Source organism: Acetobacter tropicalis (assembly GCF_030644465.1).
In the GTDB taxonomy this organism is placed as follows: Bacteria; Pseudomonadota; Alphaproteobacteria; order Acetobacterales; family Acetobacteraceae; genus Acetobacter; species Acetobacter tropicalis.
The window spans coordinates 3,347,960-3,373,062 of the sequence record NZ_JAUYUW010000001.1 but is presented as its reverse complement, the minus strand read 5'-3'; the positions used below and the strand labels follow the sequence as shown (position 1 = coordinate 3,373,062).

The window sequence follows — 25,103 nt, the reverse complement described above, 5'->3', positions numbered from 1 at the left end:
ATTCCTTTTCTGCCTCCAGACATTAACAACTCTGGAGGCGCAACAGCTTGGGCTGCTATTTAGTGAACGCCGTTTTCAAAACGGGGCCAGTTATCAACAATCTCATGCAGGGCTTTCGCCGCAACGCGATACCCATTTTCCAGCGCCTGTGCTTCGCCAGAGAATGAATCATTCGCTGACTGAACAGCCGTCTGGCCAGGAGCCTGCTCCGTATAATTGGACGCACTCCGCGAAATCAGAACCCGGTTGATGTCTGCTCGGCCTGCGCGTGTCAGGCGCTTCATGGCCTCCATGACACCCGCATCTTCCATGTTGCTTTCCACAAACTGGCTCTGGTTCTGAGACACCATTTTCACCCAGTCCCGCGCAAACTGTGTCATGATCCTGCCGTGCCAGAACGCATCTGATGCAAAATCACCGCCAATAACCACACGAGGCAACTGCTTGGCGGCCTTTGTCGTGCGCCGCTTCCGCTCTGCGGCCAACGCCGGAGAATCTTCAAGCGGCAGATTTTTTGTGAGATCATAAGCCCATTTCACCAAAGCCGGATTGAGCTTGTAACTCATGGCATGATCGATACTGCCATCCGGGCCATCCCCTCCTGACGTGACATACTGGTTCGGCTTTTCAGCCGTGATCATGTAGTACCCATAAGGCCAGTTTTTCGGGGCCTCCCGCGGGTCGATATATTTACTGATGTCACTGACAACGTAATCAGCCCAGGAAACCGACCCAACCGAGGCAGCCTGCTGATCAAAGCCGGAGATGGCAGAGACAATCCAATAGGCTTTCGTGAGATCAAAACGCGGATCCATACCCAAAGCCGCGACGGAAGACGCCGCCGGAGAAAGGGTTGTACCCGTTACCACATACAGAATGTGGTGCGCAGGATCTGTGTAAATATCATGCACACCGGCCGGGAACGCCACTTTCTCTGTCAGTTTTTCCCCTTCCACCCAAGGCTGGAACTCCCCTGCGCGATCTCCGCTATCCTGACCAATTTCGTATGTTGTCAGAACAACGGCCCGAATGTCCCACGGTTTGCCCGATGCCTGTTGGGGCCCGGAAACGTTTGCGCACCCTGCAAGCAGACCCAACCCAAGAAGGGCAACGGAAGAACGAAGTAAATGTCTCATGGTGTGCTCTCCGAAACAGAAGGAATATACGCGCGATATTGATCCCAATGCGCTATCAACTCAGCGATAACAGGGGCTCCTGCGCGTTCATTATTGTCAAAAGCAGTGGTCTGACCTGGCCCCTCATCCCCCATGGACTGAGTAATGGATGTATGAGGCGGCGGCATGCTGAAATTGCTGCCGGAACGCAACACCATGATACGATCAGGGTCGATGTAACCAAACCGCGCCAACAGCCGCATTTCTACCTGATTGGTCTGGCTTTCCTCATTGGTCATGACAAACTGACCCTGATTTCTGGTCCACAACTGAACCCAATCTTCCGCCCATTTGTTCCGTTGCTCACCGTGCCAGTAACGCAACGCTCCCAATGTCTCCCCCTCCAGAATGGTCGGCGGCTTTTGGGCATTGGGAAAGCCTTTCCACTGAGCCCGACGCTCAGCCAGCACAGGATCATCCCGCAACGGCACGTTCCGGCTGAGGGTGTAGGCCCAATGCTCCAGCCCACGGTTGAGCGGATACGCTTTCGTCAACTCCGCCACATCCGTAACCGAGCCATAATGGTTGGGGTCATTGGGGAGCGTATTGGGCTTATCCGCCCCAATAGCATAAAGGCCATATGGCCACCCTTTAGGAATTGCGCGATCATCTATTTCACGCAAAGCATCGCCATCCACCACCCAGCGCGCCCAGGCCACGCTACCGGCAGAAGCCACGTTTGGATTAACACCAGAAATCCCGGTAAAAATCCAGTACGTGTGATGGAGGTCAAAATGCGGATCAAGCGCCAACGCGGCCAGATCTGTTACACCATCCTTCAGCACAATCCCATAAACGCCATCCTTGTTGCTACGCAGGATCTGGGTTGGGATGCCAGCCACTGGCACACGCTTGTCCAGATGTAACCGCTCCACCCAGAACTGGTACTCCCCCGGCATATCGCCGGTATCAGCACCATTTTCCCAACCCGCCACCACAATCACTTTTGGCTCAAGCTTGGCTGCGGAAGCTGAGTGTGGTGCAGCCAGCATGGATGTGGCGGTCAGAGCGCTACAAACCGCAAGGGTTCTTAAAAATCTATCGACACGCATTTTCAGGCTTCCAACAATAACTCATTTTATAGGTGGAACAATAAGATTAGAAAAACATCTGGAAAAACCACATATTTCTCTTTTTTTGAAAGAGGTTTTCATAAATCCTGCCCTTCATAGTACGGTGGTGTTTCACACGCTCAGGAAACACCACCGTACTTATGATTATCAGAAGGCCATAGAGACAGTGCCGGTCATATTGAACCGGGGATACAGGTAATATGTCGGAGAACCGCTTGCAGATATCGCACTACCGTAAATCCCTGTTGCCGCATGAGCATTATTGGTCAAGCCGTATGCACCTGTGCGCACAAAGCTTCCCGTAATATTGTTGAAGTTCAGCCGGAACGTTGGAGATTTAACAAACCCAAAGCTTGGAAAATGATATCCAACAGTAATGGAATCCGTGAAATATCCCGGAATTTTCTCATCATTCATGAAGGTGGTATACTGGGCGGACGTATAATGGACCGCAAAGTTACCAAAGAACTTTCCATCATCATACGTCAGGCCAATATTGGCCAGAACATGCGGGGCCATAACCGCTCTTTTCCCTTTTGTAGGAAGATAGTCTGCAACAGTGCTTCCATTCAACAGCCCCGTGCTGGGCAGGTTGGAATCCATTGATGCATTCAGATACTCAATGGACGCATACGGACTAAAGTGATGAATGGGGTGCGCCGCAATCATGGCGTCAAACCCGCGCGCCGTCTGGTTGCCCGCATTGATGGTTGTGCTGATGGCCTGATTGTTCACATACACGCTGGTTGCAACCAGACGGTTTGTAATGGAGTAGTTGAAGAAGCTCAGATCAGCCATCAGGTATTTATTGTTAAACCGCCAGCCGAGTTCTTCCTTGATCAGATACTGCGGCTTCGCGTTGTAGGGGTTGCCTACATAACTGCCTGTCTGCGCATCAAACACGGAGGACAGAGAGCCCGGATCCGGCATGCGGTAATCCCCTTCCGCATTGATATAGATCTGGTTGTGATCATCAATTTTGTAGCCAATCCCCAACTGCGGCAGCGGCACAACTGTATTTTCTGCTGTGCGCGGGGCTGCACTGGCGTGGTTCTGGCTCCACCGGTTGATCATGGAAACCTTGAACCCGGCGTTCACTTCCAGCCGGTTATCCAGATAACGGGCCACATCACGCACAAAGAGAGAATGGTTATACCAGCCTGAATCTCCCTGATACGGCATGTAGCGGGAACCGTTCTGATACAGCCCCGTACCTGCAGCATAAGGAAAATTCTTGTTCCCGTTTTCTGTGGCAATTGAATACAGGTTGTTGACCTGATTATCCTGATAATCAAACCAGTAGCCCAGAGAGAACGTGTTGTGTCGGTCAATCTTGTAGCTCAACTCGGCCACGGCACCGGCATGGGGACGATAAACACTGTAGTTTGATGTTGTCGGCACACTTCCACTGAGCGCCGCACCATCGGGCCCAGCCGTTACAGACGTTCTTTCCGCATTGAAGAGAGAACCGTTGTAAGAATAACCACCATTATAGACATAATAGGGCTTGAAATCGAACGTAAACTTCTTGGGCAAGACAACATGCACGGGAGCCGTGATAAAGAACTGATCCCACATATTCCCCACCAGCCCAACATAGCGGGACGGATTAGCCGGGTTGTATTCGGAAGAGTAGGAAAACGTCCCACGTCCGTTCTTCTTGTCAAAGAACTGCTGTGATGTCGGATACAGCGGCATGGATGTGAACTGGTGATTCCAACTGGCGAACAGATCAATAAAGGACCCGTTATCGAAATCTTTGCGGGCACCAAAATCCAGATGGCGTCTCTGGTTCGTACCTGGCCCAATCCAGTTCCGCGCATGTTCATGCGAGAAAGAGAAATAGCCTCGCACGCCACTCTTTCCAATGTCACCACTGTTCACGCGCAAAAACTCGCGGGACATATTATTGGTGCCATAGGAGAAATCCATCATGCCGCCAAATTTGTGGTCCGGCGTAATGGTTCCGGCGTCCATGACACCCGCAGCGGCAGAGGTCACGGGCAGATTGATTTCAGCAGATCCGGGAGTAATGCTGACATGGTCCAGATTTTCTGAATCCACATTCTGGTTCAGATAATACGCCGTTGCCACAGGCACACCATTCAGAAGAATGCCCATGTCTGAATCGGTCAGACTGCGGATATTAATGGCACCACCCAAGATGCCGGATGAATCATTTGTGGAGACACTCACACTCGGCAGGTTCTTCACAAGGTCCAGCGCCGTGTTGGTCGGGCTTTGCATGGCAATGAAGCGCTTGGTCACGGTCTGGACCGCACGTGGGGCCGTTTCACGCCGCATCATGCCACCGCCACCAGCACGGTTGACAGCCACATCGACCTCTTCGCCAACCTGACTCTTTATCGGACCCGATGCCCGGCGGGGAGAATGTGCAGCCCGCGCCTGCCCTGCCTTAGGGTGCGCAGCCGTTGTATGCCCCTTTGGCGCCGAATGAAGAGCGGGAGCCGCATAGCCATACTCACAGAGCATAAAAGTACTGCTCAGAATGGCAGCGACGAACCGACCGTGGTGTGTTTTCATAGAAGCCATAGTGTGCTGCCCTTGGTAAGAAACCGTTTTGGTGGCTGCTTGAGGGAAAAGCCGCAGAAAGGAAAGCGTCTCGGTAACAATTAACAACTTTTCGTGATAACCGTTGCTAACTTGCACACCCCAACCCGTGAGCTGGTTTGCCTCCAATCCCAATCCGACTTATTCGGTTCGATTTTGCAATAGACTTGTATTCTCTCGAACACGTGAAAAACGGCAACAATAAAAATTGCACTTTCGCGTTCTCAATTTTAGAGTGCAAGGCACGCATCCGTTCACTTTATTACATTTCCGATAGATTCTATTTATAATCAAAATAAAAATAAAAAAATTTTAGAAGGTACATAGTAAATATTCCATTTTATTTCTAAATTCAGAATTATCATATGAATATTTTAGCCTGTATGCGTTTATTTTTTAGTTGAAATCCACACCCATCTTCAACAAGATGAATATTTCTCCTGTGTGCATGTATGCAGAAATAAAATGGGACTTCGTATAAGGCTACACAAAAGAGTTTCTGTATTTTTATTAACCCGGCCTCCACACTGCCGGGCGAAATTTTATTACCGAACAAACCACTCTTGACACACTCTCGTTGCGTTGAGAGAACCTCCACGTGACCAAAATGATCTTTCATTCCGTATTGGCGACATGCCAACCGCCCCACGCCCCATATTGACCTTCTCATGGAGCAAGCATTTCAGACTGACGCATCAGGCTCCATTTTGTGACCCAGCAACAATGGGTTACACTATTGGTCTTACTCTCCAGCAACCATGATCATGGTTGTATGTTTAGAATGACACCGAGGCCCAATGCAGACGAAAAAGGTATGAAATTATAGCGCAATTGAATAGCTGGCAGGACAATAGCGGCGCTGTTTTTCACATCTTCCCCAATTTGTCTCTTTGTGTGTCACGCCCTAGACCTGAAGGGACTTGACACTATACTATCCCTCCCCCTCTTCTTTATCGTTAAACCCTTAACCCGGAATTTACGGAATTATGGCTTACGCGACGACCAACCCTTATACTGGTGAAACACTCAAGACTTTTCCGGATGCAACGGATCAGGAAATTCAGACCGCTCTGAATGATGCTTATGAGGCCTTCAAGTCCTGGCGCAACGTGTCCTTTGCCGACCGTGCCAAGGTTATGACAGCAGCCGCAACCATTCTGCGTCGTGATATCGATAAATACGCCAAGCTTCTCACTCTCGAAATGGGTAAGCTTTATGAAGAGGCGAAGCTGGAAACCATTCTTTCGGCTGAAATTTTCGAATATTATGCTACAAATGCAGAAAACCTGCTGAAGCCTGAAAAGCTCCCGGTTGCTGACCCCAAGGAGGGGGAAGCCGTTCTGGTGCATCAGCCTCAGGGGATCGTCTTCGCCATTGAGCCATGGAACTTCCCCTACTACCAGATCGCACGCATCATCGCGCCGCAGCTTTCCGCCGGGAACACGGTGCTGCTGAAGCACGCCTCCAACGTGCCGCAGTGCGCTGCCATCTTTGATGCTCTGATGATTGAAGCAGGCCTGCCAAAAGGTGCCTTCCGCAATCTCTACGCAGCACGTCACCACACCGAAGTCATTCTGAAAGACCCGCGCGTTTGTGGGGTCGCCCTTACCGGCTCTGAGGGTGCTGGGGCCATTGTTGCCAGCATTGCTGGTAAAGCGCTGAAGAAGGCCACCATGGAACTTGGTGGTGCGGACGCCTTTATTGTTCTGGAAGATGCTGACGTTGAAAAGGCAGCCAAATGGGCCGCTTTTGGTCGTCATTGGAATGCCGGGCAGGTCTGTGTTTCTTCCAAGCGCCTGATTGTTGCTGACGCTGTTTATGACCAGTTCCTGGAAATCTACAAAGCGGAAGTCGCAAAACTGAAGGCGGGTGATCCGATGGATCCGTCCACCACGCTTGCGCCCCTGTCTTCACAGAAAGCTGCTGACGATCTGAAAGCTCAGGTTGAAGAAGCCAAGAAGCACGGTGCCATTGTTGAAGTGATTGGCGCGCCAGTTCCGGAAAAAGGAGCCTTCTTCCAGCCGCTGCTGATGACCAACCTGCACGAGAACAATGAAGCCCGCCATTGGGAGTTCTTTGGTCCCGTCACCCAGCTTTATCGCGCCAAGGACGAAGCTGACGCCATCCGCATTGCCAACGATTCTCCGTTCGGCCTTGGTGGCTCCGTCTTCACAAAGGACACAAAACGCGGTGTGAAGGTGGCAGAACAGATCTACACCGGCATGGTGTATGTGAACCACCCAACCATGGTGAAAGCGGATCTGCCGTTCGGCGGGGTTGCCCGCTCCGGTTATGGCCGCGAACTGATTGGTCTGGGCATCAAGGAATTTGTTAACCACAAACTGATCGACGTCGTCGATATTGACGCTCCGTTCTGATACAAAAAGAGCGCCCTTTCCAACAAAAGGGCGCTCTTTTCTATCTCAGGCTCTCGTGAAAAACTGTACTCAGACAGTTCAGATCAGACAAGCTTCAACCATCCCACCATAGTTCATGGCCTGAACGAAAAGCCCTATTCTCCCCAAAGCCACGCAGCCCCACGCACGCCGGAACTGTCCCCATGGTGGTTTTTCAGCAACTGGGTGTCACACGTAGGCGTAATGGCATATTTCTTCATGATGTCGGGCACACGCTCATAAATCGTCTGAAGGTTAGAAACGCCCCCTCCCAGCACAATCGCATCTGGATCAATCAGGTTGATCACCAGCGCACAGGCACGCCCCAGACGGTCCACATACAGGTCCAGCGCCCGGATGGCAGCCTCATCGCCAGCGGCGGCAGCCTCTTCAATCCCCTGAGTACTGCGTTCTCCCTTACCTTTCCACGACTCAGCCAGCGCGGAACCACACAGGAAACGCTCCAGACAGCCACTGTTCCCACAAAAGCAGGAAGGCATCGGAAACTCTTCTTCCCGCACCCACGGCAACGGAATATGCCCCCATTCGCCCGCAATATGGTGCAGGCCTGTCAGCGGGTGACCGTTAACAATGATACCACCGCCTACGCCTGACCCCAGAATAACGCCGAACACCACCTTGCGCCCTGCTGCCGCCCCATCAATGGCCTCAGAGAGGGCAAAGCAGTTGGCATCATTCTCCACACGCACAGGGCAACCAAGCGCCAGTTCCAGATCATCCCCAAAAGGACGACCATTCAGCCATGTCGCATTGGCGTTCTTGACACACCGGGTTCTGGCGTCAATCGCGCCCGGGATACCAATCCCCACCGTAGCAGCCGGACTGGTCTCCGCCTTAGCGGCTTCCACCATCTGCCGAATTTTTGCCAGAAGCTGTTCATAAGAACCGGGGTTCGCCTCCCTGCGACGGAGAAGAATTTTCCCATCGGGGTCGAGGGCAGCAATCTCGATCTTGGTTCCTCCAAGATCGATTCCAAGGCGATAATCTGACATACAGAACCTAACGTCTTTATTCCGGCAGTACTCAAACACCATGCGGCATGTGATAATTCAGGAAAATATGCAATCACACATCTCTGTCTCTCTATACAAGGCTATGTGTCATGAATGAGGCTCTTCTCGATGCGCGGGGCCTGAGTTGCCCTATTCCGGTTCTAAAAGCCAACAAACGTCTCCGTTCCATGGAAAGTGGCGAAAAATTGCGCGTTTTGACCACGGATCGCGCCTCCATTGTGGATTTTCAGGTCTTTTGCCGTGAAACAGGCCACGCTTTGGTCGCCTTCACGGATGAAAATGGCACCCTTTCCTTCACAATCAGACGTCGGACAGACATACCTCAGGCGTAAGGGCGATATGTTTTCTGGGGCGATCTGCCCAAGCAAGACTTGGCAGACCACCACTTATCGGAGTAATGCCTGCGCCTCATGACGGATAGGAAGACCTGCGCCATGGCGGATAACATCGAGGCTTTGTCCTTTGAGGAAGCGCTCTCCGAACTGGAGAAGATCGTGCGCGGCCTTGAAGGCGGACAAATGAAGCTGGAAGAGGCCATTGCGTCCTATGAGCGCGGGGCAGCTTTACGCCAGCATTGTGAAACCAAGCTGAGCGAGGCCGAGGCCCGCGTTCAGGCGATCGTCCAGAAAGCCAACGGGGCTCTGGACATGAAACCTTTGGATTGAGATGTCGATGACTGACCCGACAACCATCTCCCCTTCCCAGACGCAGCCTTCTGCCAATGCCGATCTGCTGCGCAAGGACATGTCTGCCCGTGCCAAGCTGGTGGAAAGCGCCATTGATGCGCTTCTCCCCCCCACCACCGGGGGCGATGCCCGTCTGATTGAAGCCATGCGGTATGCAACCCTTGGCGGTGGCAAGCGCCTGCGGGGCTATCTGGCTGTTGAAACCGCCAGCCTGTTTGGCGTGCCCGAAGCGCAGTCTGCCCGCGTAGGCGCATCAGTCGAAATGCTGCATGCCTATTCCCTGGTGCATGATGACCTGCCCGCTATGGACGATGATGATCTGCGCCGCGGCCAGCCCTCCACCCATCGCAAGTTTGATGAAGCCACCGCCATTCTGGCAGGAGACGCCCTTCAAACCAAAGCCTTCGAAATTCTGGCCGATGCACAGACGCATGAAAGTGCCAACGTCCGCATCGCCCTGATTGCTGCCTTCGCGGCTGCATCAGGCGCATCTGGCATGGTCGGTGGCCAGATGATTGACATGGAGGGCGAAGGACGCGCCCTGCCACTGGACGAAGTACGCCATCTGCACGCCCTGAAAACCGGCTGCCTTATCCGCTATTCCGCTGAATCTGGAGCCATTCTGGGTCAGGCTGATGCTGATCTTCAGCGTCGCCTGCGGTCCTACGGCACCAACATTGGTGCTGCCTTCCAGATTGCGGATGATGTTCTGGACGCTACAGCAACGGCTGAAGAACTGGGCAAGACCGCCGGGAAAGATGAAGCCTCAGGCAAATCCACATTTGTTGCCCTTCTGGGCATTGATGGTGCCCGCGCGGAAGCCGAACGGCTGACCAAGCTGGCCATTGAAGATCTTGCTCCGTTTGGAGCAAAAGCCGACCGCCTGAAGGCGCTGGCCTATTACGTGATTGAACGCAGGAACTAAGCCGATGGCAGATCAGACACCCCCCACCACTGCCACTGGCGGTGCGACCATCCCGACGCTGGGCCGTTTTCCTGCGCTGGACCGTGTGACGTATCCGTCTGACATGCGGAACTTCTCGGTTGAGCAGCTCAAGCAGGTTGCTGATGAACTGCGGGCCGAGACGATTGATGCCGTCTCCACCACCGGCGGGCATCTGGGGGCGTCTCTGGGAGTTGTGGAACTGACCGTGGCCCTGCATGCCGTGTTCGACACGCCTGAGGACAAGGTGATCTGGGATGTGGGCCATCAGGCCTACCCGCACAAGATCCTCACCGGCCGGCGTGACCGCATCCGCACCCTGCGCCAGCCCGGTGGCCTCTCCGGCTTCACCCGCCGGTCTGAAAGCACCTACGACCCGTTTGGCGCGGCCCACTCCTCCACGTCCATCTCCGCCGGGCTGGGTATGGCCGTGGCCCATCACCTGCGCGCCGAGGAAGACCCGTCCTACCGTGAACGCAGCGTGATCGCCGTGATCGGCGATGGTTCCATCTCCGCCGGCATGGCCTACGAGGCCATGAACAACGCCGCCGTAGCGGGCCCCGGTGCGGAACGGCTGATCGTCATCCTCAACGATAACGAGATGTCCATCGCCCCGCCTGTGGGCGCGATGTCCAACTACCTCTCCCGCCTGATGTCCTCGCGCAAGTTCATGGGCCTGCGCGAACTGGCCGGAAAAGTGGTGAAGAAGCTGCCCGCCCCGGTGGAACGCACGGCCCGCAAGGCCGATGAATATGCCCGCGGCATGATCACCGGCGGCACCCTGTTCGAGGAACTGGGCTTCTATTACGTCGGCCCCGTAGACGGGCATGATCTGCCGCAACTGGTGGCCATCCTGCGCAACCTGCGCGATACGGATAACGGCCCCATCCTGCTGCATGTCATCACCGAAAAAGGCCACGGCTACCGCCCGGCTGAAAAAGCGGGAGACAAGTATCACGCCGTGGCCAAGTTCAACGTGGTCACCGGCGAGCAGAAAAAAGGCCCGTCCGGCCCGCCCTCCTACACCTCCGTCTTCGCCCGTGAACTGGTGCGCCGCGCCGCCACGGATGACCGGATCACCGCTGTCACCGCCGCCATGCCGTCTGGCACGGGGCTGGATGCATTCGCCAAATCCTACCCTGACCGCTTTTTTGACGTAGGCATTGCCGAACAGCATGCCGTGACCTTTGCCGCCGGCATGGCCACGGAAGGGCTGCGGCCGTTCTGCGCCATCTACTCCACCTTCCTGCAGCGCGCCTATGATCAGGTGATGCATGACGTGGTGCTGCAGAAGCTGCCTGTGCGCTTCGCCATTGACCGTGCCGGTCTGGTGGGGGCGGATGGCGCCACCCATGCTGGCGCGTTTGACCTCGCCTATCTGGGCTGCCTGCCGGGCATGACGCTGATGGCCCCCTCGGATGAGGTGGAACTGCTGCACATGACGGCCACCGCCACCGCGTTTGATGAAGGCCCGATTGGTCTGCGCTACCCGCGTGGCGGCGGTCTGGGCCTTGATCTACCCGCCGAAGGGCAGGTTCTGGAGATCGGCAAGGGCCGCATCATCCGGGAGATGGGCCGTCAGGCCGGCGGCGAGAAAGGCGGCATTGCCATTCTCTCGCTGGGCCCGCGTCTGGCTGAAGCCCTGAAGGCTGCGGACATGCTGGCCGCCCATGGCCTGCCGCCCACGGTGGCCGATGCGCGCTTTGCCAAGCCGATTGATGTGGAACTGGTGGAAAACCTGGCCCGCAACCATGCCGTGCTGATCACGCTGGAAGAAGGTTCGATTGGCGGATTCGGCACGCAGGTCGGCCATCATCTGGCCCGCACCGGTCTGCTCGATAACGTCCGCTTCCGTCCCCTCACCCTGCCCGACATCTTCATCGACCATAACTCGCAGGACGCTCAATACGAGCAGGCTGGACTTACAGCGCCACACATCACAAAAACCGCTCTCAGCGCATTGGGCGTCTCTCTGACGGAGCAAACGGCCTAAACAGATGGCACGCCGTCGCGTTGACCAGATGCTTGTTGACCGAGGGCTGGTTGAAAGCAGAACAAAAGCTCAGGCCCTTATTATGGCCGGGCTTGTGTTCACTGGTGAGAAGCGGGTCGCCAAAGCCGGAGACCAGCTACAGGAAGAAGCACCTCTTGAGGTCCGCGGGCAACAACACCCCTGGGTCTCACGCGGGGGCTGCAAGCTGGCGCATGCTTTGGACCATTTCAGGCTTTCTCCGCAAGATTGCGTCTGCCTTGATGTTGGCGCGTCAACCGGCGGGTTTACGGACGTTCTGCTGACGAACGGTGCAAAATCTGTTTACGCTGTGGATGTGGGACATGGGCAGATTGCCTGGAAACTCCGCTCAGATCCGCGCGTAACTGTGCTCGAAAAATGTAACGCACGGTATCTGGACAGCACCATTATTCCCATCGCGCCATCTGTTGTTGTGTGCGATGCCAGTTTTATCGGCCTCCGCACGGTGCTTCCCGCCGCGCTATCTCTTGCTGCAGAGGGTGCATGGGCCGTTGCGTTGATCAAACCGCAGTTTGAAGCGGGGCGAGACCAGATTGGTGCAAAAGGTGTCGTGCGCGACCCTGCTGTGCATGAAAGCGTCTGTGCCACCATTCAGGAATGGTGGAGCAATCTGCCCGGCTGGACAGTAATGGGAATAGAACCCAGTCCGATTACTGGCCCGGAAGGAAATAAAGAGTTTCTGATCGCCGCACGTAAATCTTAAATTTCATTTTACATAAAACCGATTTTATATCGTCTCATGCTCTTTCTGCATGGCTATTCTTCTCCTTTTTTGCCACAATTTTATGAGAGCTTAGCTTTCTCAGCAAAAAAGGATCTGTTTTATTTATGCGTAAATTCATCATGATGCTCGGTGTCACAACCAGCCTGTTCGGCATCACTGATGTTGTTCAGGCTGCGCCCGTTCCCTATCACGCAGCAGTTGCGCACAATGACAGCATTCTGGCCACAAGCAGTCCCCTTCTGCGCGATTATGAGCAGGATGGTTTAATCTTGCAGGATGAGCCTGAGGCAGAAACCCTCGTTATCACGGCAGACCCGGCCACCCTGCACGCGCGGGCGCTCCCATCTGATGGCACCAACCGGTATCGGATCGCTATGCGAGATGTGCTTTCGGCAGCGGCCTCCTACGCTTATCTCTTCTTCGGCCAGCATCCGGACGCCGACAGACTGTCCGTAGTTGCCAACATTCAGTCAGACAGCCTTGCGCCTGCCAGTTCGGAAGGAGACGCACCAGAGCCTGCGCTGACTTTTGATATTCCGCGCCCGACTTTTCCAATTTCTCCGGATAGCAAGCCGGATGCGTACTCCGCGCAGACCATCAGCCTGATCATGGATGAAATCGATCCTGCCAAAACGCATGTAGCTTCCTGGCTGCGCGCTGATCTGCAGGACCAACCTCACGCAGCAAACAGCGGGCAGAACTGACCGGCCTTTGCCATAAGAAAGCAGCAAGCCTTTGCTGTTTCCGTTAAAAACAGTCTATAATATGGAGAAGGTCCGGTGCCCGCCGGGCCTTTTTCTGTTATAAGTTCATCATCCCCCTCCCATTACGGCGTTATGTATGTCTCTCGTTTCTTCAGGTTCTCACCCCAAAACTCATGATGCCGAAGCCGCGGCTTCTCTGAATGCGGAGGAACGGGCACGCATTCTGGCCAAGGCTGCGTTATTCAGCCCCCCAGAAGCCAGACTGGCAGACGGACGCCGAGACCTCGTTGGCCTCTCCCGCGACGAAATTACAGAAATTCTTCTGGAAATCGGGGAAAAACCGTTCCGGACCAAGCAGCTCTGGCACTGGATCTATCATCAGGGAGTGACAGATTTTTCCCGGATGAGCAGCATCGCCAAGCCTTTGCAGCAAAAGCTGGCGGAGCAGTTCATTATTGGTCGGCCAGACGCGGCCATGGTCCAGACGTCCACCGATGAAACACGAAAATTCCTCTTCCGCTTTCGGGATGGGCAGGAAGCGGAAACTGTTTACATTCCTGACCGTAGGGAAGATCGTGGTGCTGTCTGCATCTCCTCGCAGGTAGGGTGCACCCTCTCCTGCACGTTCTGCCATACTGGCACCCAGAAACTGGTTCGTAACCTGGGCGCTGCGGAAATTGTGGGGCAGTTCATGGCTGCGCGGGATTCCTACAGTGAATGGCCCAGCCCCAAAGGCGAGACGCCGCGCCTGCTTTCCACCATTGTTCTTATGGGCATGGGAGAGCCGCTCTATAATTACGAGAACATCGCCAAAGCCATGAAAATCATCATGGATGGAGAGGGCATTGGCCTGTCACGCCGCCGCATTACCCTTTCCACATCCGGCGTTGTGCCCCTGATGGATCGCTGCGGGGACGAACTGGGAATCAATCTGGCCGTCTCCCTGCATGCCGTCAGGAATGACCTGCGAGACCAGATTGTACCGCTCAACCGTAAATATCCGATTGAAGAGGTTCTCGCCGCCTGCCGCCGCTATCCGGCAGCCAGCAATGCGCGCCGCATCACATTTGAATACATCATGCTGCGTGGCGTGAATGACAGTGAAGCCGATGCACGTGAACTGGTACGGCTGATTTCAGGTATTCCCGCTAAAGTGAACCTGATCCCGTTCAATCCCTGGCCAGGCAGTGACTACCGCCCCTCCACGCGGGAACAGCAGAACAAGTTTGCGGATATCATCATGGATGCCGGATTTGCGTCTCCTATTCGCACCCCTCGGGGGCGCGATATTCTGGCGGCCTGTGGGCAGTTGAAAACTGAAAGCGAACGCGTGCGCGCAGCGCAGGGCTGATTTTTCTGCTTCTTCTTACCCAGATACGAGCTTGGCCTCTGGTTCCCCTGCCCTGCTGATGCTAGGAAGCAGGGCGAAACATTCTTGTCTTACTTACTCAGGAGATCACTCCCATGGGCGCACCTGCCGCCAGAAAAGATGTCAAAAAAGTTGTGCTGGCCTATTCAGGCGGGCTGGACACATCTGTCATCCTGCGCTGGCTGCAGAAGACCTATGGTTGTGAAGTTGTCACCTTCACCGCTGATCTGGGTCAGGGAGAAGAACTGGAACCGGCTCGCAAAAAAGCCGAAATGTTCGGTGTGAAGGAAATCTTTGTCGAAGATCTGCGTGAGACCTTCGTAAAGGATTTCGTGTTCCCGATGTTCCGGGCCAACACCCTGTATGAAGGCCAGTATCTGCTGGGCACCTCCATTGCCCGCCCTCTGATCGCCCAGCGCCAGATTGAAATCGCCCGTCAGGTCGGTGCAGATGCTGTCGCCCACGGTGCCACAGGCAAAGGGAACGATCAGGTTCGTTTTGAACTGGCCTATTACGCCCTGCAGCCCGACATCACGGTAATCGCTCCGTGGCGTGAGTGGGATCTGACCTCCCGCACCCGGCTGCTGTCTTTTGCCGAAGAAAACCAGATCCCCATAGCTAAGGACAAGCGTGGAGAAGCGCCGTTCTCGGTGGATGCCAATCTGCTGCACTCTTCTTCTGAAGGAAAACTGCTGGAAGATCCGGCAGTTGGACCAGAAGAAATTGTGTTCCAGCGCACCATCTCTCCAGAAGCAGCGCCCGACAAAGCTACGGAAATCACAATTGATTTCGTCAGCGGTGATCCGGTTGCCATCAATGGTGAAGCCATGTCTCCAGCCACGCTGCTGACAAAGCTGAACGAACTGGGCAAAGCCAATGGCATTGGCCGCCTTGATCTGGTGGAAAACCGCTTTGTGGGCATGAAGTCCCGCGGGATTTATGAAACCCCCGGCGGCACCATCCTGCTGACGGCCCACCGCAGCATTGAATCCATCACTCTGGACCGCGAGGCCATGCACCTCAAGGACAGCCTGATGCCGCGTTATGCTGCCATTCTTTACAACGGGCTGTGGTTCTCCCCGGAACGCCGCATGCTGCAGGCTCTGATTGATGCCTCCCAGCATTCCGTATCCGGCCGTGTCCGCCTGAAACTGTATAAGGGCAATGTTATCTGCGTAGGGCGTGAAAGCCCGAACAGCCTGTATGATACCCGCGTTGTCACGTTTGAAGATGACGAAGGTGCCTACAACCAGGCAGACGCACAGGGCTTCATCAAACTGAACGCGCTACGTCTGCGGTTGGGTGCTCAGATCGGACGTAAGGGCGGCGCGCTTTAAGGGCGCGACGTCACCGCCATTCTTTTCAGATTGTCGAGAGGGTCATGACCAGTCGTTTCAAACTTACTCCTTACCTGCTTGCGGCCGGCATGGCCGTCTCTCTTGCTGCGTGCGGTTCACATAAGGAAGCGGAACCTGAACTGACCCCAGCCCAGCAGATGGACAAACTCCGCTCTCAGCCCGGTGTGACCGTGCTGAAGGACGGCTTGGCCTACAAGGTGTTGAAATCCGGCCCCAAGGACGGCGAACAGCCGCGCCCGGGAGACGTGATGATGCTGATCTATGAAGGCCGCCTGCCAGACGGGTCCATTTTTGACAGTTCCGAACAGCATGGCGATGGCGCTTACATGCAGATGCCCTTGCAGGGGCTGGTGAAAGGCTGGATGGAAGCCCTTCCCATGATGCATGTGGGGGACACCTGGATGCTCTACGTACCGCCCGAACTCGGGTATGGCCACAAGGCCATGGGGATTATCCCGGCAGACAGCCCGCTTATTTTCCGTATCCAGTTGCTGGGCGTTGATCACGCTCATTAATCCGGAAACGGCCTGAACCGGTTCTGTCGTGCGCAGAACCGGTAGGACAGGTTTCAGACCATGATGTCTTTTCATAGCACGCGGTCCGCCTTTCTGGCGATTGGTGCTCTTTCCCTTCTTCTTGGCGGCTGTTCGCCCAAAAGCCCGAAAAATCTTTACGGCAGCAACTGCGGTATTTGCCATCATAGCGGTGACGGCATGCCCGGATCCGTTCCGCCGCTGGTCGGACGCTTAGACCGCATTGCCAGTACGGCAGAAGGCCGTAAATATCTTGCTGATGTGCTCATGAATGGTGTTAGCGGACCAATCATGGCCAATGGCATGCCTTATGAAGCAGAAATGCCCCCCTTCCGTTACCTTAAAGATGATGAGGTTGCGCAGATCCTCTCCTGGCTTTCTGCCCGCGGCTCAACGCAGCCTGCCCCCGTCATGACCAAAGAGGATATCGCGGCAGCGCGCGCGGTCCGAAAATCTGCGGGAATGGTGGCGGAAGAACGGGAAAATCTGAACAAGCTCTCTCCTATCCCCTAATTTCTCCTGGCTCACGATCACAGTGGTAAAGCATATGCAACGCATCTTTTCTGGCATTCAGCCGTCCGGCATTCCGCAGCTTGGTAACTATCTGGGCGCTATCCAGAACTGGGTTAACCTACAGGCCGACCATGAGTGCGTGTTCTGTCTGGTAGATATGCACGCTATTACTGTGTGGCAGGAACCGGAAAAACTGCGGCACCAAACCCTTACGCAGGCCGCCATTCTTCTAGCGTCCGGCATTGATGCGGAAAAACACATCCTGTTCAATCAATCCGCTGTGCCCGCTCATGCGCGGCTGGCGTGGATTTTCAACTGTGTCACCCGCCTGGGCTGGCTCAACCGCATGACACAGTTCAAGGATAAAGCAGGCAAGGACCGGGAAAATCATTCCGCCGGTCTATACGTTTATCCCAGTCTGATGGCTGCCGACATTCTGGCTTACAAGGCAACCCGCGTGCCTGTTGGTGAAGATCAGAAACAGCATCTGGAACTGACCAACGATATCGCTCAGAAATTCAACCATGATTACGGAGTTTCCTTCTTCCCGGAAGTAGAAGCCCTTATTCCTCCTGCTGCGGCACGCGTCATGAGCCTGCGGGATGGAACCAAGAAAATGTCCAAATCAGATCCTTCCGCCCAGAGTCGGATTGAGATGACGGATGACGCAGATGCCATCGCACTCAAGATCCGCCGCGCAAAAACCGATGCGGACGTTCTGCCTGAAGATCCCGCACAGCTTGAAAACCGGCCGGAAGCCAAAAATCTGGTCACAATCTATGCTGCCCTTTCGGACATCAGCATTACGGACGTTCTGGCAAAACATGCAGGCGAAGGTTTTGGCCCCTTCAAGCAGGCTCTAACAGACGTTGTGGTGAATGCTATTGCACCCATCGCACAGGAAACCAAACGCCTGATGCAAAATGAAGACCATCTGCTCTCTGTCCTGCGCTCAGGGGCATCACGCGCCCAAGCCATTGCGGAACCTATTGTCTCCGAAGCTGAAAAAATAGTCGGCTTTGTAAAATAAAAACAGAGAGGGCAAAACAACATCGTTAGATGTTTTGCCCTCTCTCAAAAAATAGTCACCCTCCCACTCTCAGTCGAGGTAAAGGCAAACGTCTACACATGAAGGCAGATAAAAATATGTTGGCTTATCGTCATTAGCTTCAAATCATCTCAGCTCAATCATACGCTTTCAAAATCTGGAAAAATGGCTTCCTGTTTAGGTTAGGAGTCATTCGGTTTCTCTGCGGTAGACGTCACAAAAATACCGGGCAGCGCAAGACATCCAAGTATACAGGCTATGGTGAGCAAAAAGCCTTTCTGCCAGTGCAAATACCCTAAGGCGCCAATACCACTTCCAAAAATAAAACAGGCAATAATCAGGCTGTGAAGTCTTAGACGCTGGAGCATTCTGACATGCTTTTCCGCCTCTTCACTTTTCGCAAATGTTTCCAGCCAGTTTGCCAGTTCTATCCCCAAGTCTGTGAGCATACCTGTTACATGGGTAGTTCGCACCACAGCTCCAGAAACACGGGTCACGGTCGCATTTTGCATCCCCATCAAGAAACTCAGGATGGCAGGTGATACAATGCTCTGGCCTGACGGTACCCCATAAAACATTTTAGCCAGCGCCAGCGCTGCCAGAATAATCGCCTCTATCAGAATACTATAAGCATAAACGCCAGCAGCTCCACGCCGATGGCCCACGTTTACCATGACGGCGGAAAGCATGGCTCCAAACAGGAAACACACCACCAAAGCCCCCGAAACGAAGGCAACCTTGATGTCTCCATTTACAAAATTAGCCGCCAAAGCAGACACGTTGCCGGTCATATTGGCGCAATAATATCCAGCACTCAGAAAACCAAAGGCATTTATGGCCCCGGCAATAGCCGACAAAGAACTTCCAAGCTGGCGGTCCTGCAAAAATGTGCGACCGCTTTTTTCCAGAAGCATCCCTGCTCTTCCTCCTTTTTTATACAGGAAGTCTCCACTTATCGAACAGGTTCATCTGTTCCAGTATGGGGAGGTGCCACTTCTTTACAGAGAAGTTGTGCCGTTACGTCCTTTCGGTCTTCAGAGAAAAAAGCCTCCGTGCCTTTGCTCCACCACACAAACCGATCGGCAACGTATTTGGCTCCAGAGCCCGAAATAACATTGGTGAAAACGAGTGTCTGACCTTCAACCGGCAGCACCGCCAGACTGGTTGCACCTGCATTGAGGTATGTTACCAAAAAATCACCTTTCGGCAGCTTCTGCCGTAAGTCACGCGCCCCCTTACAACGGTAAAACGTCTTCTGTTCCTGCACGCTGACAGCAGGAGCCAAAGGAATATGGAGGGATGACTGAGGCGGCGGTACCTGATCCTGCGCTTTGGCGTCCATTGCCATAACCATGACAGATAGAACACTTCCCGCTACCGCCGCGTGCCACGACCATATGGCTTTTTGCATCAGAATTTCCCTTCTTTCCGGCTCACTTTTTTTCACTCTATCCCTTTTCTCTTCTCCTTCAAAAACACTTCCTATCGCGGCTTAAGCTTCCTCTCTTGCATTTCTCGCGTTCACCTCACAATAATGTAACTTTATAACATTACATTTCAGGGTTCTCCATGCCTTCTCTCCTTTGCCCAACCAGACTGTCGCTGCTGCAAAACGCTCTGGATGACACGCACTCAGGCAATGAACCCATATCGATTATTGCACGCACCCTTCCAGAATCACTTGAAGGGGCCATTAACGTTATGATTGAGGAAGGACCACAGCTTCTACTGGCCAAAGGCACGCCAGAAAGCCTGCATTCCCTCCTATCTCCTTACATTCCCCGTAACGCGCAGCCTTTGCTTGAAGATGCCTTGAAGCTTGTCCACATCTACCAGAAAGCAAGTGGCCTTAATGCTGTGCGGTTTAGGCTGGAGCAGATCAACACAGATTCCTGCCGAAAATTCCATACCGATCACGTAGCGCTCCGGCTGCTTTGCACTTATTACGGACGAGGAACACAATGGCTACCAACAGCAGCAAGGCAGACTGATCTTTCGCAATTGGCCCATAATACTCCAACGGAAGTCCACCACATTCCTACCGGGCACATAGCCCTGCTTCAGGGAAACAGATGGCCGCGCACCAACGGTCAAGGAGTAGTTCATCGGTCCCCTCCCGTCTCTCATCTGCCGATGCCAGAACGCTTACGCCTGCTTTTGACGGTTGATGAACCAACAGCCTGTGGCATGGGTGATGAGCATAACCCCACCATTCGTCCGTAACTCGGCCAGGAAAGAGGATTAGGAAAAGCAATCAAACCTTTTCCTTCCGGAAAATGCTGCCTGTTCTCCTCCTCATTCAGACAGCCTCTATCAAGGTTACTCTTTTTCGGCTTTCAAATTCGGTCATGGCTTCTTTTCTACTGAGCTTTCAGCCACCCCACGCCTCTGAACTTTGTTCAGAGTGAAGCACCTTCAACAGCAATTATTTTCAACATGACCTGCACCTTTTCCAGCTCATCCTGAACATATGGCCCGCTAGCATTACGTTGCTGGCGGATCACCCAGTTCTGCATCTGGTGGTTCCAAAAATCAGTTCGTGGGTCTCCCTGAGCCCATTTCCGCAGGAACAGGTGCAAGGGCCGTCTGACCGCAAGAGGAAGTTTCTTATCCTGAGCGGCATTCCTTATGGCGATCAAACCCATACCCATACTAGCCTGGCGCAACTGATTTTGCATGTAAGTCAAACGGAGAGATGCCGGAACAGCCTGAGCATTTCTAAGAATGCGCACAAGACTGTCTGAACTTTCAGCCAGCCATTGCTGAACGGTCATTCTGTTTCCCGGCCCCGCCAGCGCCCTCAGGCGCTTTTGCCGCCATTGCTCTGTGCGCCGCATATGAGAATCAACCCGAAACGGCAAAACTATCCTATATGTCCAGCCAACAAACAGAACAGCTAATAGAAAGCACAGCGCTCCGTTGAAAAAGGTTTGTTCATCATAACGGCCATCATTACGAGGACCGAGCAGCACCGGAAAAAACATATTAAAAGAAAACGCATAACCCGCCGTAGCGGCATGGCGCGCTGCCAGTCCCCCTACCGTCATGGGGACCATAAGTACCATCAACAGCATTTCCGGTGTTGTCACTTTTGGCAGAACCAGCAATGTATAAACCCCCGCCACACCAGCACACCAATACGCCCCCTTGAGGAAAGAGGCAGACGCCACAATCGGATTTTCACGCGTTGCCAGAAGACCGTAAACAAGCGCCACAAAAGACACAAAACCTGCGCCAGACGGCCAGGCCGTTACCTCCCAGACCAACCAGCTTCCCAGAATACCTGCGCAGGCCCGTATGCCGTTTTCCACGGATTCAAGCGCATGCCTGCGTGATGACATATGAAAGCGGAAATGATCTCCCCTTATGGGATGTTCAGCCGCCAGAATATGCGCCCGCGCCCTGTCATAATCAGCCATCAGCGCTCCTGGCACGGGTTCATCAGCCTCACAGCACTCCATCCTTCCCAGCAGGGAAAGGCTGCGCGCCCGAGCCAACATGACCATCATGCATGAAAGCGCCGCCCGCGCATGGTCGGCAATATGCGTGCGCCCTCCTATTTCCAGCGCATCAAACTCTATACGGCTATTTGCAGAAACCAGTGTTGTCAGGACCTGCGCATGCGCCTGAGCATCGGCTTTCCCGGCCATCAGGTCCTGCACCAACCCGGTAACCGCCGTTAATGCTCCCTCAAGCCGCGTATCCAGATTTTTCCTCGCCTGCTCCTGTATATAGGGTAAAAACAGCATGGCCAGCACGGCCTCACACACCACCCCAAGAACAATGTAGGTTCCACGCGCAATCGCGACGTTAAATACATCATCAGGTCGGGCAATAGCGCCTGTGGCCACAATGGCAGATGTAAAACCGGTTAGGACAAGGCCATAGGCCCGATAACTTTCCAGAAAAGTTGCCCAACCACAGCAAAAACCAATCCAGAACGCCAAGACGCAAAAGAACAGGCCGGGTGCCTGCGGAAACGCGGCAATCAGCCCAATAGCCACCACGCCACCCAGCACCGTGCCCGCAATACGCCAGCGTGCCTTGGAAAGGCTTTCCCCGCGAGAAGACTGCGCCACCACCCAGACAGTCAGAGGGGCCCATTGCGGACTATCCAGTTCCATCCACATGGCAATCAGCAGGGACAGCCCTGCAGCCAGTGAGGACCGAACGGCAAATGTGATATCCCCAATGGAAGGGGCCAGCAACCACTGCAACTTACGCAGCCATTGCTCCTCCATCCGGGCAGAAAACCGCAGCGTTCTGGCGCCAAGGACGGAGGCTGAAAAGGATCGTCCCCCAAGCCTTCCCTGCTCTTTGGCGCTGCGCATGGCGTTTCCTCATTTGAAAAAAGCGGACCATGCAAAACGCATGGATAAACGTCCAAGCGTTTGTTGTAATCAGTTCATAAGCAGAAGTTATAATACTCCCTTAACCAGATCAGAATGTGTAAACGTCATCCAACTTCAGGGAGTGCACAACACCCCATATCCGTTCCAGAACGGCGCTCCCATTTGAATGGTCCAGTTTCACCAGCCCGACCTCTGGAGAAACAGAAGGGCCAATATGGCGTATCTGCAAACCTTCTGGCCCTACCCGTTCAGGCAAAGCTGTAACCGGCAAAATGCTGGCTAAACGGCCTGACAGTAACTCCGCATGGAGCAGTTCCAATGCGTTGGTTTCCAATAGAATGATGGGGGTTACACCAGCTTCTCTGAATCCAGCATCCACCAACTGCCGGCTCCGCATTTCCGTGGTAAACAGGCAGAGTGGCACTGTAGAAATATCTTTCCATTTTATTGTCTTGGCCGCTGGTAAAGGCATGGATTTTGCCGCCGCCAGCACGTGCTCTTCCACATACAATGTATGCGTCTCAAAAGGGCTATCTGCTGGAACCTGATCCAGATACATCAGCCCAAGCTGCAATGTGTGCTCACGCAACAGATGAACAATGTCTCTGCTGGAACAGATTTTTACTTCAACATGCAGGGCGGGCACCACCGCCCGAAAACGCTCCAGCAATACCGGCACAACCTGACTCGCTGCCGGAATAACCCCAATGACGAGCGATCCACCAGCCATATCCTGCGCAAGGGCAGCTTCCTGCCGTAAACCGTCTAGGGCGGCCAACGTCTGGCGTGCCCACGCCAGCACCCGCTCCCCTTCCGCTGTCAGACCAAAAAACCGGCGGTTTCTCTGGATGATGGTAATACCCAACTCTGCTTCCAACTGCCGAATACCCGCCGAAAGCGCAGGTTGAGAAACCCCACAGGCTTCCGCCGCGCGGGAAAAATGATGAAAGCGGTCAAGCGCGAGCAGATAGGTCAGTTGCCGAAGAAACACGATTAAACCCTCACCAGAGAATCCTCTCCCCCTTCTACGGCGCAGCCTTCGCGGAGCTCAATGGTGCCTGTTCGAATTCCGCATTCTTATGGGCGGGGGCGCACAAATGAGCCTGCACAGGAACACGCGCGATCTGCCGTCCATTATCCCATTTCACCTGAAGAGCCGTAGCCGTCATACAATTATGGCTGTCATCATACACATCGCCGGAGACCCACCGCAGGGCAGTATGCACCTCGCCTCCCTCCGGGAGCGTCATGGCTGCCTTACCTTGCGGCTGGCCGTTCTTTATATCCGAAGCGGTAGCGCCGTCTTTCTGACGGACAGCCGGCAAACGGTTCCCTGCATTGTCCTGAAGTTCCACCACCGGATAAGCCGGAACAGAACAAGGGGTGCCCCCCGCATTCTTCAACGTGACCATCGTTCCGGAATGGGACATTCCATTAAAAGCCCCATTCTGATCATCAACAGTAAGGTATAACTCTTTTGCCTTACAAACCGGCTGACTTGCTGAAACATCAGCAGCCTTACTTACCGGGGTCACATCAAACCGCACAACCTTAGCTGTTTTTGGGTTAAGATGGCAGGCCCACGTAAATGGAACCCACTGCATGGGGTCTTTTTTCAGACTGAACTGCCCACGTCCGGTCAGAAGGTCCGGACCAACAAAAACCTGACTCTCAGGTTGGTCATCCTGTAGGAAAAACCGTCGTCCTGAGCCTCTTTTTTTTAATACAGCCCGCGCCGCATCCTGACACAGGAAGGTTGTCATTTTCCATACAGCACTTTGGCTTTCTATGGCCGCGCGCTCCTGAGCGTTCCGTACAGCATCAATACTGTTTTGAATAACGCGCTTTTCCGCAGCGGAAGGAGCGACCTCTTTACTTCCCCCCTCCGTCTCTGCATACGCACTCCCGGCACATAGAAAGCCGGTAAAAAGAGCCGAAGAAAGAAGATGCATGATTTTGTTCATGCCCCCATGCTGCCTCCAGCCTGCCTGTATTACAAGCCAAAACGCTTATATCACTAGACCTTACTGCCTTTCCTGCCCGTAGCACGCAGGGCTCCTGGTATCGGATACTCTCCGGCGTTGCCTAAGCGCTCTGACTTATAAAAAATGCCAAAACGTAGGGCTTTATTTGTCAACAGCGCACGGTTTGCCGTCATCATCCAACGCCACAAAAATGAATTTTCCCTGCGTGACTTTCTGCCGGATGGCGGTGCGCCGTATTCTGCGAATTGCCTCAACCTCAATTGTCATGGATGTGCGGCCAACCTTGAGAATACGGGTATAAACGTTCAATTCATCCCCCACCGCCATGGGGCGATGAAACACAAGCCCGTCTATCGCAACCGTGGCACATTTGCGCCCGGCCCTGTCTTCAGCCGTTGTGCTGGCGGCCAGATCCATATGCGCAGCAACCCATCCACCAAAGACATCTCCTGCAGCATTGGTATCCCGTCGCATCGCCACAACGCGGACAGCAAGGTTATCGTCATGTACCCAGTAACTCTGCTCGCCACCATCCACTGAAAACAATCCTTCTTTTCTTCTTATCCAGAATGCAGCATGTTCGCTTCTGCTACTGGGATAATGCAAC

23 protein-coding genes are annotated in these 25,103 nt (G+C 54.0%); 13 read left to right on the top strand and 10 right to left on the bottom strand.

Going from position 1 to position 25,103, the window contains the following annotated elements; genetic code table 11:
• Nucleotides 1-59 precede the first annotated feature (59 nt).
• The 3 genes from QWU00_RS15205 to QWU00_RS15195 form a co-directional block, all read right to left on the bottom strand.
• The gene (locus QWU00_RS15205) at nucleotides 60-1,136 is read right to left on the bottom strand and encodes a purine-nucleoside phosphorylase (protein ID WP_035377237.1); all 1,077 of its coding nucleotides are present in this window, start codon (nucleotides 1,134-1,136) and stop codon (nucleotides 60-62) included.
• Complete coding sequence (locus QWU00_RS15200; protein WP_035377239.1) at nucleotides 1,133-2,227, bottom strand: purine-nucleoside phosphorylase; 1,095 nt, start codon at nucleotides 2,225-2,227, stop codon at nucleotides 1,133-1,135. The genes QWU00_RS15205 and QWU00_RS15200 overlap by 4 nt, the downstream gene beginning before the upstream one ends.
• 168 nt (nucleotides 2,228-2,395) lie before the next feature.
• Nucleotides 2,396-4,801 carry a TonB-dependent receptor gene (locus QWU00_RS15195; RefSeq protein WP_231551528.1) on the bottom strand — a complete coding sequence of 802 codons (2,406 nt, stop codon included), beginning with the start codon at nucleotides 4,799-4,801 and terminating at the stop codon, nucleotides 2,396-2,398.
• Nucleotides 4,802-5,805: 1,004 nt separating this feature from the next.
• On the opposite strand from QWU00_RS15195, the gene QWU00_RS15190 reads away from it, so the two are divergent.
• Nucleotides 5,806-7,197 (top strand): NAD-dependent succinate-semialdehyde dehydrogenase, encoded by a 1,392-nt coding sequence (locus QWU00_RS15190; protein WP_035377241.1) that lies wholly within the window; start codon nucleotides 5,806-5,808, stop codon nucleotides 7,195-7,197.
• A 134-nt stretch (nucleotides 7,198-7,331) separates the two neighbouring features.
• On the opposite strand, the gene QWU00_RS15185 is transcribed toward QWU00_RS15190, so the two are convergent.
• Nucleotides 7,332-8,228, bottom strand: coding sequence for an ROK family protein (locus QWU00_RS15185; protein ID WP_035377243.1), 897 nt, complete (start codon nucleotides 8,226-8,228; stop codon nucleotides 7,332-7,334).
• A 110-nt stretch (nucleotides 8,229-8,338) separates the two neighbouring features.
• On the opposite strand from QWU00_RS15185, the gene QWU00_RS15180 reads away from it, so the two are divergent.
• The 11 genes from QWU00_RS15180 (at nucleotide 8,339) to trpS (ending at nucleotide 18,141) form a co-directional block, all read left to right on the top strand.
• Complete coding sequence (locus QWU00_RS15180) at nucleotides 8,339-8,581, top strand: sulfurtransferase TusA family protein (RefSeq protein ID WP_006558655.1); 243 nt, start codon at nucleotides 8,339-8,341, stop codon at nucleotides 8,579-8,581.
• A 78-nt stretch (nucleotides 8,582-8,659) separates the two neighbouring features.
• The gene (locus QWU00_RS15175; protein WP_006558654.1) at nucleotides 8,660-8,914 is read left to right on the top strand and encodes an exodeoxyribonuclease VII small subunit; all 255 of its coding nucleotides are present in this window, start codon (nucleotides 8,660-8,662) and stop codon (nucleotides 8,912-8,914) included.
• 1 nt (nucleotide 8,915) lies between these two features.
• Nucleotides 8,916-9,860, top strand: coding sequence for a polyprenyl synthetase family protein (locus QWU00_RS15170; protein ID WP_035377248.1), 945 nt, complete (start codon nucleotides 8,916-8,918; stop codon nucleotides 9,858-9,860).
• 4 nt (nucleotides 9,861-9,864) lie between these two features.
• Nucleotides 9,865-11,871: a 1-deoxy-D-xylulose-5-phosphate synthase gene (dxs, locus tag QWU00_RS15165; RefSeq protein WP_304651048.1), complete on the top strand. Its 2,007-nt coding sequence runs from the start codon at nucleotides 9,865-9,867 to the stop codon at nucleotides 11,869-11,871.
• 4 nt (nucleotides 11,872-11,875) lie between these two features.
• Nucleotides 11,876-12,613 (top strand): TlyA family RNA methyltransferase, encoded by a 738-nt coding sequence (locus tag QWU00_RS15160; RefSeq protein ID WP_035378644.1) that lies wholly within the window; start codon nucleotides 11,876-11,878, stop codon nucleotides 12,611-12,613.
• Nucleotides 12,614-12,738: 125 nt separating this feature from the next.
• Complete coding sequence (locus QWU00_RS15155; protein WP_035378642.1) at nucleotides 12,739-13,338, top strand: hypothetical protein; 600 nt, start codon at nucleotides 12,739-12,741, stop codon at nucleotides 13,336-13,338.
• Nucleotides 13,339-13,474: 136 nt separating this feature from the next.
• Nucleotides 13,475-14,689, top strand: a complete 1,215-nt coding sequence (rlmN, locus tag QWU00_RS15150) for a 23S rRNA (adenine(2503)-C(2))-methyltransferase RlmN (RefSeq protein WP_006560074.1) — start codon at nucleotides 13,475-13,477, stop codon at nucleotides 14,687-14,689.
• Nucleotides 14,690-14,802: 113 nt separating this feature from the next.
• Nucleotides 14,803-16,044, top strand: coding sequence for an argininosuccinate synthase (locus QWU00_RS15145; protein WP_006560073.1), 1,242 nt, complete (start codon nucleotides 14,803-14,805; stop codon nucleotides 16,042-16,044).
• A 44-nt stretch (nucleotides 16,045-16,088) separates the two neighbouring features.
• Entirely contained in the window at nucleotides 16,089-16,580 is a 492-nt protein-coding gene (locus QWU00_RS15140) for an FKBP-type peptidyl-prolyl cis-trans isomerase (RefSeq protein ID WP_035378641.1), read from the top strand.
• A 60-nt stretch (nucleotides 16,581-16,640) separates the two neighbouring features.
• A complete protein-coding gene (locus tag QWU00_RS15135) occupies nucleotides 16,641-17,111 on the top strand; it encodes a c-type cytochrome (RefSeq protein WP_035378639.1) in 471 nt (156 codons plus the stop codon).
• A 34-nt stretch (nucleotides 17,112-17,145) separates the two neighbouring features.
• Nucleotides 17,146-18,141, top strand: coding sequence for a tryptophan--tRNA ligase (gene trpS / locus QWU00_RS15130; RefSeq protein ID WP_035378637.1), 996 nt, complete (start codon nucleotides 17,146-17,148; stop codon nucleotides 18,139-18,141).
• 200 nt (nucleotides 18,142-18,341) lie between these two features.
• On the opposite strand, the gene QWU00_RS15125 is transcribed toward trpS, so the two are convergent.
• Nucleotides 18,342-19,073 (bottom strand): YoaK family protein, encoded by a 732-nt coding sequence (locus QWU00_RS15125; RefSeq protein ID WP_035378634.1) that lies wholly within the window; start codon nucleotides 19,071-19,073, stop codon nucleotides 18,342-18,344.
• A gap of 38 nt (nucleotides 19,074-19,111) precedes the next feature.
• Complete coding sequence (locus tag QWU00_RS15120; protein ID WP_231551620.1) at nucleotides 19,112-19,570, bottom strand: MliC family protein; 459 nt, start codon at nucleotides 19,568-19,570, stop codon at nucleotides 19,112-19,114.
• 158 nt (nucleotides 19,571-19,728) lie between these two features.
• Here QWU00_RS15120 and QWU00_RS15115 point away from each other — a divergent pair, with 158 nt between their 5' ends.
• On the top strand, nucleotides 19,729-20,382 hold the full coding sequence (locus QWU00_RS15115; protein WP_052051219.1) for a DUF1826 domain-containing protein: 654 nt from the start codon (nucleotides 19,729-19,731) through the stop codon (nucleotides 20,380-20,382).
• A 176-nt stretch (nucleotides 20,383-20,558) separates the two neighbouring features.
• On the opposite strand, the gene QWU00_RS15110 is transcribed toward QWU00_RS15115, so the two are convergent.
• The 4 genes from QWU00_RS15110 to QWU00_RS15095 all read right to left on the bottom strand — a co-directional run bounded on the left by QWU00_RS15110 (nucleotide 20,559) and on the right by QWU00_RS15095 (nucleotide 24,970).
• Nucleotides 20,559-22,490, bottom strand: coding sequence for an FUSC family protein (locus QWU00_RS15110; RefSeq protein WP_052051218.1), 1,932 nt, complete (start codon nucleotides 22,488-22,490; stop codon nucleotides 20,559-20,561).
• 109 nt (nucleotides 22,491-22,599) lie between these two features.
• Complete coding sequence (locus QWU00_RS15105; RefSeq protein WP_035378633.1) at nucleotides 22,600-23,502, bottom strand: LysR family transcriptional regulator; 903 nt, start codon at nucleotides 23,500-23,502, stop codon at nucleotides 22,600-22,602.
• Between the two features lie 34 nt (nucleotides 23,503-23,536).
• Complete coding sequence (locus QWU00_RS15100) at nucleotides 23,537-24,463, bottom strand: DUF4232 domain-containing protein (protein WP_166443815.1); 927 nt, start codon at nucleotides 24,461-24,463, stop codon at nucleotides 23,537-23,539.
• 174 nt (nucleotides 24,464-24,637) lie between these two features.
• Nucleotides 24,638-24,970, bottom strand: a complete 333-nt coding sequence (locus QWU00_RS15095) for an acyl-CoA thioesterase (protein ID WP_045543692.1) — start codon at nucleotides 24,968-24,970, stop codon at nucleotides 24,638-24,640.
• Between the last annotated feature and the right edge of the window lie 133 nt (nucleotides 24,971-25,103).

Excerpts from the sequence above, each read along its gene's own strand:
- QWU00_RS15205 (WP_035377237.1), bottom strand. The coding sequence starts at position 1,136 with ATGAGACATTTACTTCGTTCTTCCGTTGCCCTTCTTGGGTTGGGTCTG.
- QWU00_RS15200 (WP_035377239.1), bottom strand. The coding sequence starts at position 2,227 with ATGCGTGTCGATAGATTTTTAAGAACCCTTGCGGTTTGTAGCGCTCTG.
- QWU00_RS15195 (WP_231551528.1), bottom strand. The coding sequence starts at position 4,801 with ATGGCTTCTATGAAAACACACCACGGTCGGTTCGTCGCTGCCATTCTG.
- QWU00_RS15190 (WP_035377241.1), top strand. The coding sequence starts at position 5,806 with ATGGCTTACGCGACGACCAACCCTTATACTGGTGAAACACTCAAGACT.
- QWU00_RS15185 (WP_035377243.1), bottom strand. The coding sequence starts at position 8,228 with ATGTCAGATTATCGCCTTGGAATCGATCTTGGAGGAACCAAGATCGAG.
- QWU00_RS15180 (WP_006558655.1), top strand. The coding sequence starts at position 8,339 with ATGAATGAGGCTCTTCTCGATGCGCGGGGCCTGAGTTGCCCTATTCCG.
- QWU00_RS15175 (WP_006558654.1), top strand. The coding sequence starts at position 8,660 with ATGACGGATAGGAAGACCTGCGCCATGGCGGATAACATCGAGGCTTTG.
- QWU00_RS15170 (WP_035377248.1), top strand. The coding sequence starts at position 8,916 with ATGTCGATGACTGACCCGACAACCATCTCCCCTTCCCAGACGCAGCCT.
- dxs (WP_304651048.1), top strand. The coding sequence starts at position 9,865 with ATGGCAGATCAGACACCCCCCACCACTGCCACTGGCGGTGCGACCATC.
- QWU00_RS15160 (WP_035378644.1), top strand. The coding sequence starts at position 11,876 with ATGGCACGCCGTCGCGTTGACCAGATGCTTGTTGACCGAGGGCTGGTT.
- QWU00_RS15155 (WP_035378642.1), top strand. The coding sequence starts at position 12,739 with ATGCGTAAATTCATCATGATGCTCGGTGTCACAACCAGCCTGTTCGGC.
- rlmN (WP_006560074.1), top strand. The coding sequence starts at position 13,475 with ATGTCTCTCGTTTCTTCAGGTTCTCACCCCAAAACTCATGATGCCGAA.
- QWU00_RS15145 (WP_006560073.1), top strand. The coding sequence starts at position 14,803 with ATGGGCGCACCTGCCGCCAGAAAAGATGTCAAAAAAGTTGTGCTGGCC.
- QWU00_RS15140 (WP_035378641.1), top strand. The coding sequence starts at position 16,089 with ATGACCAGTCGTTTCAAACTTACTCCTTACCTGCTTGCGGCCGGCATG.
- QWU00_RS15135 (WP_035378639.1), top strand. The coding sequence starts at position 16,641 with ATGATGTCTTTTCATAGCACGCGGTCCGCCTTTCTGGCGATTGGTGCT.
- trpS (WP_035378637.1), top strand. The coding sequence starts at position 17,146 with ATGCAACGCATCTTTTCTGGCATTCAGCCGTCCGGCATTCCGCAGCTT.
- QWU00_RS15125 (WP_035378634.1), bottom strand. The coding sequence starts at position 19,073 with ATGCTTCTGGAAAAAAGCGGTCGCACATTTTTGCAGGACCGCCAGCTT.
- QWU00_RS15120 (WP_231551620.1), bottom strand. The coding sequence starts at position 19,570 with ATGCAAAAAGCCATATGGTCGTGGCACGCGGCGGTAGCGGGAAGTGTT.
- QWU00_RS15115 (WP_052051219.1), top strand. The coding sequence starts at position 19,729 with ATGCCTTCTCTCCTTTGCCCAACCAGACTGTCGCTGCTGCAAAACGCT.
- QWU00_RS15110 (WP_052051218.1), bottom strand. The coding sequence starts at position 22,490 with ATGCGCAGCGCCAAAGAGCAGGGAAGGCTTGGGGGACGATCCTTTTCA.
- QWU00_RS15100 (WP_166443815.1), bottom strand. The coding sequence starts at position 24,463 with ATGCATCTTCTTTCTTCGGCTCTTTTTACCGGCTTTCTATGTGCCGGG.
- QWU00_RS15095 (WP_045543692.1), bottom strand. The coding sequence starts at position 24,970 with ATGCGACGGGATACCAATGCTGCAGGAGATGTCTTTGGTGGATGGGTT.